The organism is Corallococcus sp. AB049A (genome assembly GCF_003668885.1).
GTDB lineage: Bacteria > Myxococcota > Myxococcia > Myxococcales > Myxococcaceae > Corallococcus > Corallococcus interemptor.
Genome location: NZ_RAWL01000048.1, coordinates 15340 through 31206 on the forward strand (window position 1 = coordinate 15340; position 15867 = coordinate 31206).

At 69.8% G+C, this 15867-nt stretch carries 9 protein-coding genes; 5 read left to right on the forward strand and 4 right to left on the reverse strand.

The features are described from left to right. Position 1 precedes the first annotated feature (1 nt). The 5 genes from D7X55_RS07825 to D7X55_RS07850 all read left to right on the forward strand — a co-directional run bounded on the left by D7X55_RS07825 (position 2) and on the right by D7X55_RS07850 (position 6043). Positions 2 to 196: a hypothetical protein gene (locus tag D7X55_RS07825; protein ID WP_120547730.1), complete on the forward strand. Its 195-nt coding sequence runs from the start codon at positions 2 to 4 to the stop codon at positions 194 to 196. Beyond that, positions 165 to 1754, forward strand: coding sequence for a hypothetical protein (locus D7X55_RS07830; protein WP_121722682.1), 1590 nt, complete (start codon positions 165 to 167; stop codon positions 1752 to 1754). The genes D7X55_RS07825 and D7X55_RS07830 overlap by 32 nt, the downstream gene beginning before the upstream one ends. Further along, the gene (locus D7X55_RS07835; RefSeq protein ID WP_120547728.1) at positions 1751 to 3895 is read left to right on the forward strand and encodes a hypothetical protein; all 2145 of its coding nucleotides are present in this window, start codon (positions 1751 to 1753) and stop codon (positions 3893 to 3895) included. The genes D7X55_RS07830 and D7X55_RS07835 overlap by 4 nt, the downstream gene beginning before the upstream one ends. A 1198-nt stretch (positions 3896 to 5093) precedes the next feature. Further along, positions 5094 to 5825, forward strand: a complete 732-nt coding sequence (locus tag D7X55_RS07845; RefSeq protein WP_147470048.1) for a hypothetical protein — start codon at positions 5094 to 5096, stop codon at positions 5823 to 5825. Continuing rightward, positions 5822 to 6043: a hypothetical protein gene (locus D7X55_RS07850; RefSeq protein WP_120547725.1), complete on the forward strand. Its 222-nt coding sequence runs from the start codon at positions 5822 to 5824 to the stop codon at positions 6041 to 6043. The genes D7X55_RS07845 and D7X55_RS07850 overlap by 4 nt, the downstream gene beginning before the upstream one ends. Before the next feature lie 2 nt (positions 6044 to 6045). Here D7X55_RS07850 and D7X55_RS07855 read toward each other — a convergent pair whose 3' ends face one another. Genes D7X55_RS07855 through D7X55_RS07875 form a run of 4 tightly spaced genes read right to left on the reverse strand, consistent with a single transcriptional unit; the run spans position 6046 to position 15838 of the window. Continuing rightward, on the reverse strand, positions 6046 to 7551 hold the full coding sequence (locus tag D7X55_RS07855) for an SUMF1/EgtB/PvdO family nonheme iron enzyme (RefSeq protein ID WP_121722685.1): 1506 nt from the start codon (positions 7549 to 7551) through the stop codon (positions 6046 to 6048). Next, positions 7551 to 8321 carry a hypothetical protein gene (locus D7X55_RS43280; RefSeq protein ID WP_158626334.1) on the reverse strand — a complete coding sequence of 257 codons (771 nt, stop codon included), beginning with the start codon at positions 8319 to 8321 and terminating at the stop codon, positions 7551 to 7553. The genes D7X55_RS07855 and D7X55_RS43280 overlap by 1 nt, the downstream gene beginning before the upstream one ends. An 8-nt stretch (positions 8322 to 8329) precedes the next feature. Next, a complete protein-coding gene (locus tag D7X55_RS07870; RefSeq protein WP_120547722.1) occupies positions 8330 to 8854 on the reverse strand; it encodes a hypothetical protein in 525 nt (174 codons plus the stop codon). 12 nt (positions 8855 to 8866) lie between these two features. After that, on the reverse strand, positions 8867 to 15838 hold the full coding sequence (locus D7X55_RS07875) for an annexin (protein ID WP_121722687.1): 6972 nt from the start codon (positions 15836 to 15838) through the stop codon (positions 8867 to 8869). Positions 15839 to 15867: the final 29 nt, after the last annotated feature.

Below are 15867 nucleotides of genomic sequence, written 5' to 3' on the forward strand. Positions count from 1 at the left end.
GATGAAGGCTCCCGACTGGAAGCCGCTGGAGGCGTCCGTGCTGCGCGAGCGGCTGGAGGAGGTGAAGGCCCTGCTGCTCCAGGCGGCGGCGGTGGGCGTGGCCCAGGACGCCGAGCGGCTGGAGCGCCTCATGGAACTGGAGAAACGCACCCGGGAGGACGCGCGTGGCCGAGTTCAACGACGCCGCTATCGCTGAACTCCACGGCGCGCTGGAGGCCTGCTGCGAGGACCTGGCCAAGGCGCTGGAGGAGGCGGAAGGCACGGACGCCGAGGGCGCCGAGGCGGGAGCCGTGCCCGCGTGGCGGCCGCTGGCGGTGGGCGTGCCGCCGGGGGTGGAGCAGCTGGTGAGCATCGTCAAGCCGCCGCTCAAGATCATCATCGCGGTGCTCCAGTTCGTGCAGGCGCTGCTCCAGGCGCTGGCGTCCATCCTCCTGGGGCTGCCGGATCCGTTCCGGGCGCTCATCCTCGCGGCCTACGGGCTGCTCAAGGACATCATCGACGACCTGCTCAACGCGGGCGCGTACCTCTACGCGGACGCGCCGGGCATCGGGCCCACGGAGACGAACCTGGCGGAGACGGGCTTCATCCCGAACATCCCCAAGGACTTCAAGGCGGGCTTCGCGCTGGAGCGCCCGCCCGTGACGCCGGACGGCTTCGCGCGCTGGGCGGGGCGGTTCGTCGCGTCGTTCGATGACCCCGGGGACGACTCACGCCCGACGGTGACGGACGGCGCGCCGGTGCAGGCGGTGTTCATCGTGATGGCGGCGCCGTCGCTGGATGGGCTCCGGCAGGCGCTGTACCTCCTGGGCAAGCTGCTCAACATCAGCGCGTTCAAGAAGGCGTTCGAGAAGTACCCCAAGGGCTCGCTGGACCCGCGCCGCAGCCGGGTGCGCGGCAGGTCGGTGAAGCCGGACTGGAAGTCCGCGCGCATGCGCGACCTGTTCCCGGACCTGGAGAAGCTGCTCATCCTCCCGGAGGCGCTGAGGGCCCTGCTCCTGTCGGTGGACAACCTGGCCACGCTCCTGAGGAGCCTCGCGGCCGCGATGCAGGACAAGGTGCAGGTGTTGATGAAGCTGGCGCAGGCGGTGCAGGCCATCATCGACCTTTTGAACGCGCTCAAGTCCTCGGGCATGTACGCGCTGCCGGTGTCCACGACGGGCGGCGTGGCGGGGCTGAAGGAGGCCTTCCTCACGGCGGCGAACCGGCCGCCGGGCGGCTACGTGGGAGGCATCTGCCTGCTGGCGGCGGGACCCAACCTGGCGAAGGCCGCGATGCTCTGGGAGCTGCTGGGCCTGTCCGCCGCGATGGACCTCGCGTCGGGTGAGCTCACGCTCCAGGACGTGAAGAAGGCGTTGGCGGAGAGCGAGGCCGGGCAGGTGCTGGAGGCGAGCACGGACGAGGTGAAGGACGCCTGGGGCAACCTGAAGACGACGGCCCAGAAGCAGGCGGACAAGTTCGTGAACGCGGTGGAGAAGGCGCCCGAACGGTTCGTGAAGGCAGTGGGCCGCACACCGGAGGAGCTGAAGGCCGCCGCCGAGCGCAGCCGCTCCACGCTGGTGGAGGTGTTGGATCAGTCGAAGGAGCACGTGGAGGAGCAGAAGGAGATCCTGGAGGGGATGCTGTCCACGAAGCACGCCCAGCGCCGGGGAGCGCGGTCGCTGGCGTTGGGGCTCGGAGGGCCCGGCGCGTCCGAGCGTCCAGCGAGCCCGCAGCCGCCGGCACCGGACCCGTCGAAGAAAGGAAGCGGCCCGTGAGTGCGGTGACGCGCCTGAGCGCGGAGCTGGACGGGTGGCAGGCGGCCTGGAAGCAGCTGGAGGCGTTCCTGGACCGCATGGACGGCGTGGCGGATCAGGACGCGCCGAACGTCCAGACGGTGTGCGCGCTGCTGCCCGTGTTCAACGTCATCGAGCGGGCCCGCCGTCGCGCGGTCGGCATCGCGCTGGCACCGGCCCTGGCCGCGGCGCCCCGGGGGGAAGGGCTGCCGTCGGTGTCCGTGGGTTCGCTGGTGGGGACGGAGAGCCGCCTGCCGGGAGTGGAGGAGCTGGAGTTCGCGGTGGGCACCATCGGCGCGGACGGGGACGGAAAGCTCACGGGGGCGGCGTCGCTCGCGGGCACGGTGACGCTGTTCGCGTTCCGGGACGAAAAGCACGGCGGCGAGGTGGCGGTGCGCGTGCCCACGTATGACTTCGGTCCGCTGGCGGCGAGCGGCACGGTGGACGACGCCATCGACGCGGGCCTCTTCACCACGGACCAGCGGAAGGATGCGGCGGAGAGCGGCGTCGCGGAGCTGGGGACGTGGACGGGCCTGCGCGGTACGAGGCGGGCGGAGCTGAAGACGACGTCGGAGACGGTGTCGCTCAGCAGCGTGCTGGACGGGCTGAGCGTCTCGTCCGCATCCAGTGCCTTCGACCCGGTGGCGTCGGGGGCCACGGCTCGACAGGCCGAGTGCCTGTCGGACCGGAACGCGCTGCTCCAGGCCAAGGCCACCCTGGAGGAACAGGGGGCGGCCCCGGAGTTGACGGATGCGCTCCAGCGCGCGGCGGATTCACTGCAAGCGTCGGCGACGGACTACGGCGCGGTGGCCACGGCGCTCCAGCCGCCACGCACCGTGATTGCGTCCGTGACGGGGCTGGCGTCGCTGAAGACCACGCTGCGGCGAGCGGATTCCCCCGGCATCCCCGGACAGCTGTCCAACGAGCTGACGACGTTGGACATCGAGGCGGGGAAGGGAATGGATGAAGCAGTCGCGGCGCGGCTGGCGTATCCGGATGGTTCGCTGCGGATGCTCCGGACGCTGGAGTGGTCGCTGCGCTTCCACTGGGTGTTCCGCCAGAGGTGGTTCGACGCGCGCAACCGGGCCGCGCTGACGCCCATGTTGAAGCAGGTGTTGAAGCCGTTCTGCGACAGCCTGACGCGGGTGCTCGCGGGACAGTCCACGGGGATACCGCTGGTGGGGCCGGTGGTGCTCGTGAAGGACGCACTCACGCAGGCGACCACGTTGTCCGTGACGCCCACGGTGGACCTGGGACAGGTGCAGCCAGGTCACGTGGCGCACGTGGGAGGAGACCGGCCCACGCTGGCGCTGGTGTTGGGCTGGGACGTGAAGCCCGGGGAGAAGCGGCTGCGCATCGCGCCGTTGAACGTCTCCGTCGCGACGGACGCGAAGCTGCCGGGAGTCGCGGGAATGGTGCGGAGTGGGTCGTCCGTGGACGGGAGCGCCGTGTCGGTGTCGACACAGGAGCTGCTGGACGGGCACTCGGCGGCGGGACCGCAAGCGGACGGCGTGGTGCAGGAGGTCATCGCCCTGGGCGGGAAGCTGAACCTGATCCTGGGACAGGGCGGAGGTGCGCTGGGGCTGGTGCCTCCGGCGGTGGCTACGCCGTACGCGGGACAGACGTTCAAGCTGTTGCCGCCCGTGGAGGTGGGAGCGACGCGGCTGTTCCTGGACGGCATCCCGCCGGCGAGCACGTCCGGGCAGGTGGCGAGGCCGGGGGAGCTGCTGCTCGTGCGCGGAGCGGACGACGAAGGCACGTGGTGGCAGGGAGTGGCCACTGTCGACACCGTGGACGTGCGCACAGGAGCAGCGGCCCGAGCGGACGACGAGGTGACGACGCCCACGCCGCTGTGCTGCGAGGACGATGAAGAGGTCGTGGTCATCACGCTGCGCGACCTTCAGTTGCCGAAGTCACTGGTGCGAGGCGTGACGCTGCGGCGCGACTTCAAGGGCTTCGGAGGCCCGAGCCTCGCCACGGGAGTGATGCTGCCCATCGAGCTGGATCCGGGCACGGCGAACATCACGGAGCAGGACGGCGGCGTGACGAAGACGGTGCTGAGGGACCCGGAGCTGAGGGCCGCGACCACGGTCCTCAAGTCCTGGCTGGGAGTGCCGACATGAGCGAAGCAAGAGACGACGTCTTCGCGGTGGCCGCGCTGCTCGCGGAGCTGGACCGGGTGCTCCATCCCCTGGAGCGGGGAGAGCGCGGAGACTTCAAGGTGGATCCGCCGCTGCCGCCGTCCCTGCCAACGCCAGGAACCCAGAGGCGGGCAGGGGAGCCAGGCCGCACGGTGAAGACCCCGTCCGGCTTCAGAGCCATGTTGCCGCAGACCCAGCGCGAAGTGACACCCGCGGAGCACAGGCTGCCCGTTCAGGCCGCCGTGATGCCCGCAGTGATTGAAACCGTCGCGCCCGTTCGCCGTCGTGTCCCGCGACCCGAAGGCTCGCCGGTACGGAAGGAGAAGGAGCCACCGGAGCCCCGCTCATCGGTCGTCGAAGTCGTTGAGGACCATCCGCGCCCCGCGCCCGTGGTTCTCACGGTCGCCGACGCTCCAGACCGCACTCGGAAGGTTACGGAGGCACGACCGGGCCGTCCTCGAGTCCAGGCCCTCCAGGCTCCTTCCCAGGAAGACACCACGGCGCCCCCCGTGAAGGCGGAGGCTCCTGTCTCCGCCTCTGTTGGCGAAACACAGGTGGAAGCACCCCACGTACCAAGAAAGCGGACGCCGCGGCCTGCCGTGGAGAGAAGCACTGAACGCCCAAGGGTCAGCGCAAGGGTCCCTGAGTCCCCCACGCGCCGCCATCGCATCGCGCGCGCCATCCCACTCCAGGCTCTTCCCATGGAGTCTGGGGCGCCGCCTGCTCAGGTCACGCCACGGAGCAGGTCACGCCGCGCCCCGGAGCACCCACAGGCACCGGAGCCACGAAAGCCCGCCCCGTTCCAGGATGCGTTCGGACCACCTCGTCATGACCGACGGGGCCGACCCGATGCGGTGACAGCTCCGCCTCCCACCGCACAGGCCGAAGAGTTCACCCGAACGCCAGCAGGAACCGTGCGGCGCCCCACACCCGGGCCGGTGCACATCGAAGTGAAGACGTTGCTTCCTCCACCGAGAGCCGAAGCCCCGCCCCAACAGGAAGCACAGGCTGAAGAACTCCTCTGGACAGAGGAGTCACCGGACTACGAACTGGAAACCAGCGAGCGAGCGTTCTTCATGAACGGCCGTCGCATCACGGCGCAGGACGCGAAGGCGCTCCAGCAAGCGGAACAGCGGCTGCGGCTCAGGATGGCCGGCCGTGCGCTGTGGCGGAGGCGGGGATGAGCGCTCTTCCACCCAAGCAGCGGTTGGGGCACCTGCTGCGTTCCCTCTCGAAACACCTCCCGGGCCAGCTCGACGGCCTGTTGGAGAACGCAAGGTTCAACGACGGCGCCGCCGCGCTTCAACGGCTGACGGAACCCGCGCACGTGGAGAACGCCCTGGCGCGCATGTCACCCGAAGAGGCCGGCTGGCTCGCGGACCAGCTCACCGAGCGTTGGTCATGGATCGCCGGCGTCCAGCTGGATCCCGAAGTGGCCATCGTCGTGCCGGAGGAAATCTGGGTGGGCTCGGAGCCCATTCGACTGCCGTTGTCGCTCGCGGCGGTGGGATTGGATGAAGGCTTCGAAGCCGTCTGGGAAGGAGCTGTGCTCCCGGGGCCGCCGTCGTCCAAGGCCACGCTCCACGCGAAACCACCCGAAGGCCATGCCCCCGGAGTCGCCCGCATCCGCGCCCAGGTCCGCGCGAGCGTGAAGGGCCAGCGCTGCGTCCTCATCGCGCAGGCGCAGGTCGCGCTGCGGAGGCCATCGGTCGTGGTGAGCGATGACCGGCGCAGGCTGCTGGCCCAGGATCAAACGGGACGCCCGGCGGTGGGTTGCCGCCTGGAGATCGGCCCGGAAGTGCACCGCACCGGCCCGGGAGGCCTGGTGGAACTGGAAGTCCCAGCACCGCCCGGCGTGTCGCTCAAGCTGGAAGGAATCCCCGCCGGCCGCATTCCAGGAGGCAATCCATGAAGACGATGACGCCCCAGACGCGGAAGCCACCCGAACGCAAACCCGCGATGAACAAAGCCATCGCGCCCTCGCAGCAGCCCAAGGCCGACCGCCCCCGCGCTCAACTGGGAGCCGCGGCCACGGGGCCCTCGATGAAGGCCGCGGCCGGAGGCAGCTTCAAGGCGAAGAGCGCGCCCCGGACTCTATCGAACCCCAAGGTCCGGATGCCGAAGAAGTAGCGCTAGGGAACCAGCACCCACCGCACGGCCGCTGCATGGGCCGCCGCCACCTCTCGGCGCAAGGAGCACAACGGCTGCTCCCGCCCGCCACACAGCAGGCTTCCCCGAGCCCACTGCGGAAGCAAAGCCACGAGCTTCTCCACGCCCCAGGGCGAAGCCCGCGAAGCGCCGTCGTCCCGCATGGAATTGCCCCACGGGAACAGCCGCCCATCCGGTCCACGGGCCGCCATCTCCCATTCGTCACTGGAGGGCAGCCGCAGCTCCACGCCTTCAATGCGCGACAGCGCCGAGCAAACCTGCTCGGCCTCCGCGAAGGAGCAGGGCACAGGCTCCTCCGCGTCCGCTCCGGCCGTGCCCACAGGCCCCTGTGAAGCCGCCAGTGCCCAGGCCGCCGCGGCCCGGCTCACGGGCACACGCGCCACGAAGAACCCCGGTGACTTCACCTGCCGCAGCGTCGGTCCCGTCCCCAGCCAGTGCTCCACCGGTGGCACCCACCGCGCCTCCAACCCGGAACGACGCAGCCGGTAGGTGCCCTCCCGCTCCACCACTGCTTCAGGCAGTCCCACTGGACGAGGCCCCGGGTCCACCGGCGTCGAAAGCGAATACAGCAGCAGCGTCGGGTCATCCCTCACGTCCGCGGGCCCGGACAGCGCGCGCAGCAGCGGCTCCATCCGCTCGCGCTTCGGCGGCAGCGGCCGGCCCGAGAGCACCTGGACCACCAGGTCCCGCAGGTTCGAATAGAACCGCCGGTCCCTCGGGTCCGCACCCTCCCGGGTCGACGTGGGCATCCGCGCCGCTTGCAGCGCCGGCAACACCGCCCGCGCTTGAAGCCGAGCCGCCGCCATCACCGCCGTCACCCGGACCTCCGCGTCCGCGTCCACCAGCGCGGAGTTCAGCACCGCGTCGATGTCTGGATTGGACGCCGCGTAATCATGGATGAGCCAGCGCAACACCTGCCGCCGGTGCTCCTCACCCGGCAGATGCGCGAACAGCACGGACCGGTCCGGATGCGCCTCCTTCTCCGCCTTCAGCCGCTCGAACGCCTCCTCCGTCCCATCCGGCACCAGCGACGCGAGCACGCGCTCCGCCGTCCGCGACACGCTGAACTCCGGATGGAAGCGCAGCGCCGCCACGCGCTCCATCGACGAGCGCTCGCGCAGCGTCTCCGTCGCGAGCAGCCCCAGCAGCACCTTCTTCGTCTCCGCCGACGCCAGCCATGCGGCGACGTCCGCCGCATCCGCCACCGGCACCTCCTTGCGCACCGTGGCCCACGCCTCCACAGCCTCCCGCCCCGTGAAGCCAAGCACTCTCAAGTGGAGCACCGGGTTGAACGAGTAGTGGATCGTCGTGTCGGCCAGACCCTTCACGTACGTCGCAAGCTCCGGCTCGCCCGGGATGAGCGGAGGCGTCTGGCTCTCGGACTGGAGGAACCAGCCGCGCGCCGACAGCAGCCGGTCCATCCGCTCGAAGGAAAGCTCCGGCAGGACGACGAGGGTAGGGGAGCGCATCAGGCCGGCTTCACTCGCGCGTGCAGCGATTCACCCACCCGCGCCACCGGCCGCCCCTCCACGCCCACGAAGTACGCGCGCGCCGCCCAGAGCAGGTCGCTCCACGATGCCCGCTCCGCGGCCTTGTTCTTCGGAAACCCCTCCACGAAGGACTCCCACGCGGGCCGCACCGCTTCGGACGGCGCCCCGGTCGTCATCGCCGTCGCCAGGTAGCGCACGAAGCCCTGGACGTTGAAGCCGAACTGCTCCCCGGGCGTCAGCGTCGCCGGAAGCTCCCCACCTCCCACCAGCTTCGCCGCCAGCGCCGGCTCACCCAGGCACAGCGCCACCAGTCCACAGCGATAGAGCAACAGGTCGTCCTGCTTCTTCGCCGACGCCGCGATGGCCTCCAGCCAGGCCTTCGCGGCCGAGGCCTCCACCAGCCCCTGAGCGGCCCCGCACACCTCCGCCGCGTTCACGAAGGACAGCACCTGGATGGCGACGCGCGGCGGATCCACCGAATCAAAGGCTCGCCCGGCCTGTCCCAGCGCGGGCTCGCACAGTGGCACCAGGGGCTCCGCCGCCGAGCGGGCCTCCCCGGCCCCCGTCAGGACCACGAGCGACGCCAGCACGTCCGCCAGCGTCCGCAGGTGCGTCACCGGGGTGTTCGGCTTCGCCAGCGCCATCGCACTGAAGCGCTTCATGAGTTCCCGCGCGTGGGCATCCTCGCCCCACTCGGAGGAGAAGAGTCCGGCCCACGTACCCGGAGCGCTGTTCGAGGACCCGGCCATGTCATCCCTCACGAAGGCTTGCGCTGCCGGAAGATGGCCATGTGGTGGTTCCACCGGGCACGGTACGCATCCTTGACGGGCGCGGCGGCACGCTGCAATTGCTCGAGGAGGCCACCGTCCTCCGCCTCCTTGCGCAGCTTCGGGATGAACTTCAGCTCCATCTTCAGGCTCGCGTCCTTGTCGTGCTGGAGCAGCCGCCGGTTGAGGGCCTCCCAGGCGTCGAAGTCGAACTCCCGCGCCAGCTTCAACAGCGTGTCGACTTCCGCCTCGGTCCGCGTGAACTGCTCCAGGTATCGCGCCACCGTCCTGTAGGCCTTCTTCTCCTCGGGCGCCCCCGCGTGCGTGAGCAGCATCCCCTTCGCGATGCCCACGTTCAGCTCCGGAATGGCCAGCAGCGGGGCATCACAGAAGGGGCACGCGGAAGGCTCCGGGTGGACGTCCGCCTGTCCGTCCTTCATCTCCATCCGGTTCTGGACGGTGAAGGTGGAGCCACACACGAAGCAGGTGACGGGAGCGGAGGGAAGAACACGCATGGCGATACCTCATCATGGGGGAGGCCATTGGGCAGGCAAGAGATCGATGACGCGGCGGCCGAAGCTCTCCGCGTCCGCTTCAATGGGTTGCCGGAAGTAGAGGGGATTGCCGGGGCCATGGTAGTGGCCGCCAGACCCGGGGAGGTTCCGCCACCACCGGCGTGCGAACGGGTGCGACTGGCGGCCCAGCGAGAACTGGTAGGCCTGATACGCCTGATAGTAGTGCCGTGCTTCGTGGATGGCGGTCCCCACGGCGTCGCCCACATTGTGGTTCTGGTTGATGACGATGAAGCCTCGCGGGTGCGTGGGGGAGAGGTGGCCCTGCGGCGTCGTCGTGAAGTTCCATTTCATCCCGCCATAGTTGTGCATGGGCAGGCTCTGGATCTGGACAATGGGGCGACGGGACGCGGGGACGCCCATCGCATCCAGCGTGGCATTCACCGCGCGGCGCAGGGCCCGCAGACGGGCCGGCGGGGACAGCGCGTTGTAGACGGCGGGATCCAGCGTCGGGATCTTCTCCAGCCGCGCCTGGAGGTCGCGCATCTGCACCAGCTCGAAGGGCTTGAACCGCCGGCTGCGCCAGCTGGTCGACACGGTGATGTCGAAGTCCCCCCAGCCCAGGATGTTGCCGGTGGGGCCAATCGTGCGCACGCGCTGCGCGGCCTCGAACGGTTCGACAATCCGGGCAATCTTCCCCGGCCCCACGCTCGGGTCCAGGCTGTGGATGAGCGACTTCAGCTCCGCGGGGTCGATGTTGTACCGCGCCAGCAGGCCCGGCTTTCGCTTCGTGCCCTGGAGGGCCTTCTCCGTCGCCTCCAACGCCCTCATCGTGGACTTGACGCGGCCCTTGTGCAGCTCCGCCTTGAAGGTCGTCATCAAGGCTTCGATTTCGAGCCGCGCCGCCTCTCCCTCGGGAATGGCGGCGTGCACCAGGGACAGCTTGCGCCACACATCCGCGATGCGCTCGACGCGGCCCACCAGGTCCCGGCCCGGCGCGGGCATGGGCGTCTTGGGCCCCACGCGCAGCTCGATGGAGATGTCCCACTCGTCGATGGCGTTGGCCAGGGCCTCCAGGTGCGCGGGCCCCAGGCCGTGCGCCTTCGCCCAGGCCATGTCGCCCAGCTTCTCGCGCAGCTCGGCCAGGTTCTGGCGGAGGTTCTCTCCCACCGCCGTGAACTTCTCCAGCACCGGGGCCTTGCCGCCGCCCTTCACCTCCACGATGTGCAACTTCGCGAGCTTCGGATCCGCGGCGTGGTCGAACTCGACGATGATCTCATCGAAGCCGCTGCCCTGCGCTTCGCCCAGCGGCTTGAAGTCCAGTCGCCGGAACCGCTCCGTCGGGCCCATCCGGTCGCCGAGCAGCGCCTCCGTGAACTTCCTGGACTGCTGCTTCTCCAGCGCGTCACCGGCCTTGCTGGTGAGGCTGCCGCGCACCTCCCAGCGGTTGCCGGGGCGCTTGGACATGATGAGCTGGAGGTATTCCTTCTCCCCGCTCGCGCGCGTCACCTCCACCAGCTTGTAGTAGCGGCGCTCCGAGGTGCCGGGTTTGATCTCCAACCACGCGGGGCCGACCTGCGCCACGCTGTCACCCTTGCCCAGCTTCAGCGTGGTGCGCGCGCGCTGCGCCTCGGTGAACACCTGGCGTTCCGCGTCCCGGATGTAGGGATCGTCCTCCAGCGGCCGCGTCTTCGAGAACGGCCCCACCTCCGGATGGTCGGCGTGCAGCACGGTGTTGGGCCACACGTCGTTGGGCCGGCCTGGCTGGCGGATGATGGGCTCCGTGTCCGTCACGGTGAGCTCCAGGACCTTCTGCTTCCCGCCCCCGGGCTTCTTGGCCACCGGCGGCTTCGCCTCCGGAACGACCGCCTCCGGTGGCTTCGCCGGAGGGAGCTCCATCTCCAGCTGCTTGGGCGTCGGAACCTCCGGCGCGGGTGGCTTCGCCGGACCGAATTCCATCTCCAGCTGCTTCGTCTCCGGAGCACCGGGAAGGTCCTTCTTGCTGAACAGCCGCGGCGGTTCGTTCAGGTACTGCGGCTTCGAGCGCACGCCCTGGCCGAACTCCGCCAGCTCCACCGGCGTGAACGCATCCACCTCCTTCATGCGCTGGCGCAGGTTCTCCAGCGTCCTCTTGCCCCGCCGGATGCGGCGCGCCGCCTCCTCCGGCTCCAGCGTCACGCCGCGCTTTGCCTCCAATGAGGCCAGCAGCGACTCCTGCGCGTCGATCTCCAGCACCAGCTTCTTGCGGTAGAGCTCGAACTGCTTCTCGATGGGCAGCTGGTCCCAGTGCCGCAGCGCCCGTTCATCCAGGGCCTTGACCAGATCGCGCGTGGCCTTGTCGTGGCGCTGGAGCAGGTGCAGGCCCTCCTCGCCCAGCTCGGACAGGTCCGCGCCCGCCTTGACGAGGATGGTGGGCTTGCCCCGCCGGAACATCGTGACGGCCTGCGCGGACTTGCTCCCGGTGACGGACTCGAAGTCCGCCTCGGAGAGCAGCTCGATGGGCGTGTTCGCGAAGGCCTTTCGCTGCGCGGGAGGGATGTGCTCCAGCAGCTCCTTGCGCATCGCGCGCTGGAGCTGCTTCTGGTCGAAGTCGCCCGACATCTGCTTGAGCAGGCCTTCGTCGAACTCGCGCAGGAACTCCTTCATGTTCCCGGCGGGGTTCTCCGCCTTCCACTTCTTGAAGAGGGTCAGCCGCTCCTTCGGCGTGCCCCGGAAGTGGAGCAGGTCCTGGGTGCGCGGCGGCACGTGGGGCTTGGAGATGCCGCCCAGCGCGCCAAAGGCCCCGGCCATCACCGTGCCCGGCGCCGCCTGCATCGCGGTGCCCGCCAGCACGTTGAAGAGCGCGTTGCCGCCCTTGTAGTTCTCGTCGTTGAGGACGTTGCCCAGGAACGCGGAGGGCACGGACTGCGCCAGGCCCTCGGCGCCCTGGGCCAGGCCGTGCGCCGCGACGCGGGCCATCATCCCGCCTTCCTCCGCCATGCGCGCCAGGAACCCCAGCTTGAGCAGCTTGGAGCCCATGCCGGCGGTGGCCACGGAGGTGAGGACGTCCACGGCGCCCACGCCCGCGTCGGTGGCCGCCTCCTCCCAGCCGTAGGCGCTGCCCTTCATGGCGGCCTTGGTGAGCATCGTCACGGCGGCCGTCGCCACCGCCGCACCCACCAGCACCGGCGTGCTGGCCATGAACGCGCCGAACGCCGCCCAGAACCCCACGCCCACGGGCGGGGCGAAGATGCTGACGATGACGCCGATGATGATCACCACCGCGATGACCACCGCGGACAGGACCGTGATCAGCCGGTCGGTGATGAAGTCCACCTGCTCGCGGTGCATCTGCACCGACTCGTCGGCGTATTCGCCCTGGCGCTGCACGCGCTCGGACTTCTTCTCCCAGTCGTCCTGCCACTTGCGCAGCCCGTCGACGGTGTAGTTCTTGTCCCCGGGCTTGGGGCGCATCCGCTCGTGCTGCTCCAGCGCGGCCACCTCGGCGTCCAGGGCGGCCGCCTGGTCCACCACCAGCTGGTACTCCGAGGACGCCATGCCGTTGGTGGAGCGCGCCTCGAAGTGCACCCGGCGCCAGGCCCGGTCCGCCTTCTCGCGGGGCGTGACGGGCTCGCCGTAGTCCACCATGTCGAGGATGTCGAAGGCCTCGCGCCCGCTCAGCTCTTCCTCGATGCGCGCGCGGAAGCGCTCGAAGGGCGTGCGCGTGTCGCCAGGGTCGGCGGGGTGGTCCTTGGCCCACTCCTCGGCCATGGCTTGAATCTCCGCCTTCGTCTTGCCGGCGAAGACCTCCTTGAGCGCGTCCTCGTCCGTGCCCACGCCCTGCACGGCGTACTGAACGATCTCGGCGTCGGTGAGGTAGCCCTTCGCCAGCATCGCCGCGACGGCGTCCCGGTCCGCGCCGGACGTGTCCATCAGCACGGCCTGCTCGAATGAGGCCTGCAGGCGCGTGCCCTCCACGTAGGCGCTGTCGTACTCGGCGGCCAGCGCCTTCATGGTCGCGGGGGCGTTGGCCTGGGCCTGGGCCTTCGCCTTGACGTCCACCTCCTTGCGTTCCTTCGCGATGCGGGCCTGGACCTTCTCCGGGCTCCATTTGTCCAGGAACTCCAGCTCGCTGATGCGCCCCTTGCGGCGGTCCTCCTCCGTGAGCGGGCCCTCGCTGGCGGGCTTGACCTTCGCCTCGTCCAGAGCGCGCTCGATGTCCATCCGCTCCTGGATGTCCAGGTAGCCGTCGCGGCGCGCGTCGGCGATCTGCCGCTTGCCCTCGGCGGACATCGCGTCGCGGATGACCTTGTCGTCCGCGTAGAAGACGCTGGTGTGCTCGATGCGGATGCGCGCCGCATCCACCTGGAGCCCCTTGTCGTCGCGCAGGCCCTCGATGAGCTTGAGGTCCGCGCCCTGCATCTCGTCGTGGAACGCGGCGCTGAGCGCGCTCTCCCCGGCGGCGCGCTCGGTCCAGTCCTTGCCGTATTGCTTCTCATACGACGCGTCGATGGCCTGGTTGCGCTTGAGCAGCTCCGCGCGGAACGTCTGGGTGTCCCAGCCGTACTGCTGCGCGTCGGCCTCCGTCTCCTTGCGGATGCGGTCGTAGACGCCCTCCAGGGCCTTGCGGTCGGTGCCCAGGCCGAAGAACCAGCTTCCGCGCATGGCGCGGTCCATCTCGATGGCGCGCGCGTCCTCGGTGCGGCCCTCCACCAGGGCGTGCATCTCATCCACGTCGTGCGTCTTGATGGCGCCGCTGCGCAGCTCGTCGTCCATCTTGGTGACGAGGTCGCGGCCGTACTTCGCCTGGTAGGCCTTCTTGATGGCTTCAATCTGCTCCGGCGTCTTGCCGCGCAGCAGGGTGAGGATGGCGTCCTCGTCCGTCCCCCAGCCGGTCCCGAAGAACGTGCCCTCCATGGCGTCGTCCAGCTCCACGGCGGCGGCCTTGGCGGCGTTGCCGGAGAGCAGGGCCTCGGCCTTGTCCCATTCGTGCGTGGTGGTGCTGAAGAAGTCGTCCAGCTCGCTCTTGAGCCGCTCGCGCAGGTTCTCCCCGTGCTCCTTCTCATAGAGGACTTCGATGTAGTGCCCCTGCAGCGGGTTGAGGTTGGCGAGCGCGTCGAAGATCTTCTTCTCGTCCGTGCCCCACTGGTCCACGCCCTCCCAGACCTTGAGGGCGATGTTGCGCGCGCGGTTGCTGAAGAGGGGCTCCTGCTGATCGACGACGGTCTTCAGGCGCTCCAGGTCGGTGGAGGCCAGCAGCTCCTTCTCCAGCGCCTCCAGGAGCGGCTTGCGCCGCTGGCCGATGATGCGCACGGCCAGGCCCTCCGCCAGCGCCTGCACCGGGTCCTTGCCGCCCTTGCCGTAGTACGAGAGCAGGATGGCCTTCTGCTCTTCGCTGAGGGACGTGTTGCCCTTGAGGGTCTCCGCGTCCAGCTCCTCGCCCTGGCGCAGGCGCACCTCCGCGAGGAACAGCATGTTCTGGTCCAGCGACGTCTTGTTCTCCGCCGCCCGGGCGGTCTCCCACGCGCGGCTCTCGTCGTGGGCGGCGCCCAGCCAGTCGATGATCCACCCGAGCAGCCGGTCCCAGAACCCGCGCTCGTAGCCGAGCTGCTTCGCGTGCCAGTCGCGGATGACGTCGCGCGCCTCCCTGCCTGCGTCGCGCAGCTCCTGCTGGTAGCGCTCCACGCTCTGGTCGATGTCGCGCTTCGCCTTCGAGACGACGGCGCCAAGCTCCTTGCGGCGGTCGTCCAGCCACTTCTTCGTGGGCCGGTAGGCCTCCGTGGCGGCCTTGAGCTTCACCGGATCATCGCCAGCGTCCTTCTTGAGCTCCCACTCGTCCTGGAGGGCGGCCAGCTCGTAGGCGTGCAGCTGGTCGCTGGCGGCCTTCGCGAAGGCCTCCTTGAAGCGCTTGCCGTTCTGGTCGTACCGGACGACCCAGTTGCTCACCTTGGTGTCCACGGCGGCGATGAGCGCATCGCGCTTGCGGCGGGCCTCGGTCAGGTCGACGCCTCCCTTGATGGCGGCGGCCTTGGCCTCGGATTGCGCGTCGATGGAGGCGCGCATGCGCGCCAGCGAATCCGCGAAGGACTTGCCGCCTTCCTCCAGGCTCTTCTTCGCCTCCTCGTGGGCCTTGCTGAGCGAGCCGGTGGTGGCGGCGTGCGAGTCCACCAGCTGCTTGCGGCGGGCCTCCACCTTCGCGTCCAGGTCCTCCTTCTTGATCTGCGCGGCCTCCGCGACGCGCTGGAGCTCCGCGGCGAAGATGGGCCGCTCGGCGGCGACGAGCGCCACGCCCCAGGACGCATCCAGGCCGCCCGGGACATAGGCCTCGCGGGCCTTCTGGACGGAGGTGTCGGCGTACTTGTCCGGCGCCGCGAGCATCCGCGCCAGCACGTCGCCAATGTCCACGCGCGCGAAGTCCGGGACGTTGATGGGCGCGGGGGCGGCCTGTTCGAGGACGGTGATGCCCTTCGCGGGCTCCTTGGGTTGGACCTTCGCCTTCTTCTGCTTGTCGGCGGCGGCGGTGATCTTCTTCTGGAGGCGCGTCCAGTCCTTGAGCTTCTCCGGGTCGGTGGGCTTGGGGCCGCCGGGCTTGTAGACGATGTCCCCGAGCGGGCCCTTGATGAGCATGTGCCCGCCGTCGTCGCGCATGAGCTGCGCGCCGATCTCCGGCACGTGGCCCAGCGGGCTCTTCTGGAGGTCGGGGAGCTTCGCGTCCTTGACCTCCAGCTTCCGCTCGCACTTCGCGTCCACCAGCGAGGAGGCCTTTCCGGTGGGGTCGTCCGGGATGGCCGGAAGGTCCTTCGGCTGCTTCGCCGGGGTGATGGCCTTCTTGCCCTCGTCCTCCAGTTGCTTGAGGCGCGCGGCGCGGACCGCGTTGGGGTCCACGGCGGCCTGGATGATCTTGAACGTGTAGCGAGGCGCCGGAGGAAGCTTGGGCTCTGGAACATGCGCCGTGCTGCCGGCGACGCGGCCCTTCCACGCGGCGACCGGATCCGCGTCCGAGCCCATCGCGGGGGCGGCGGGGATGGGGCCTGCCG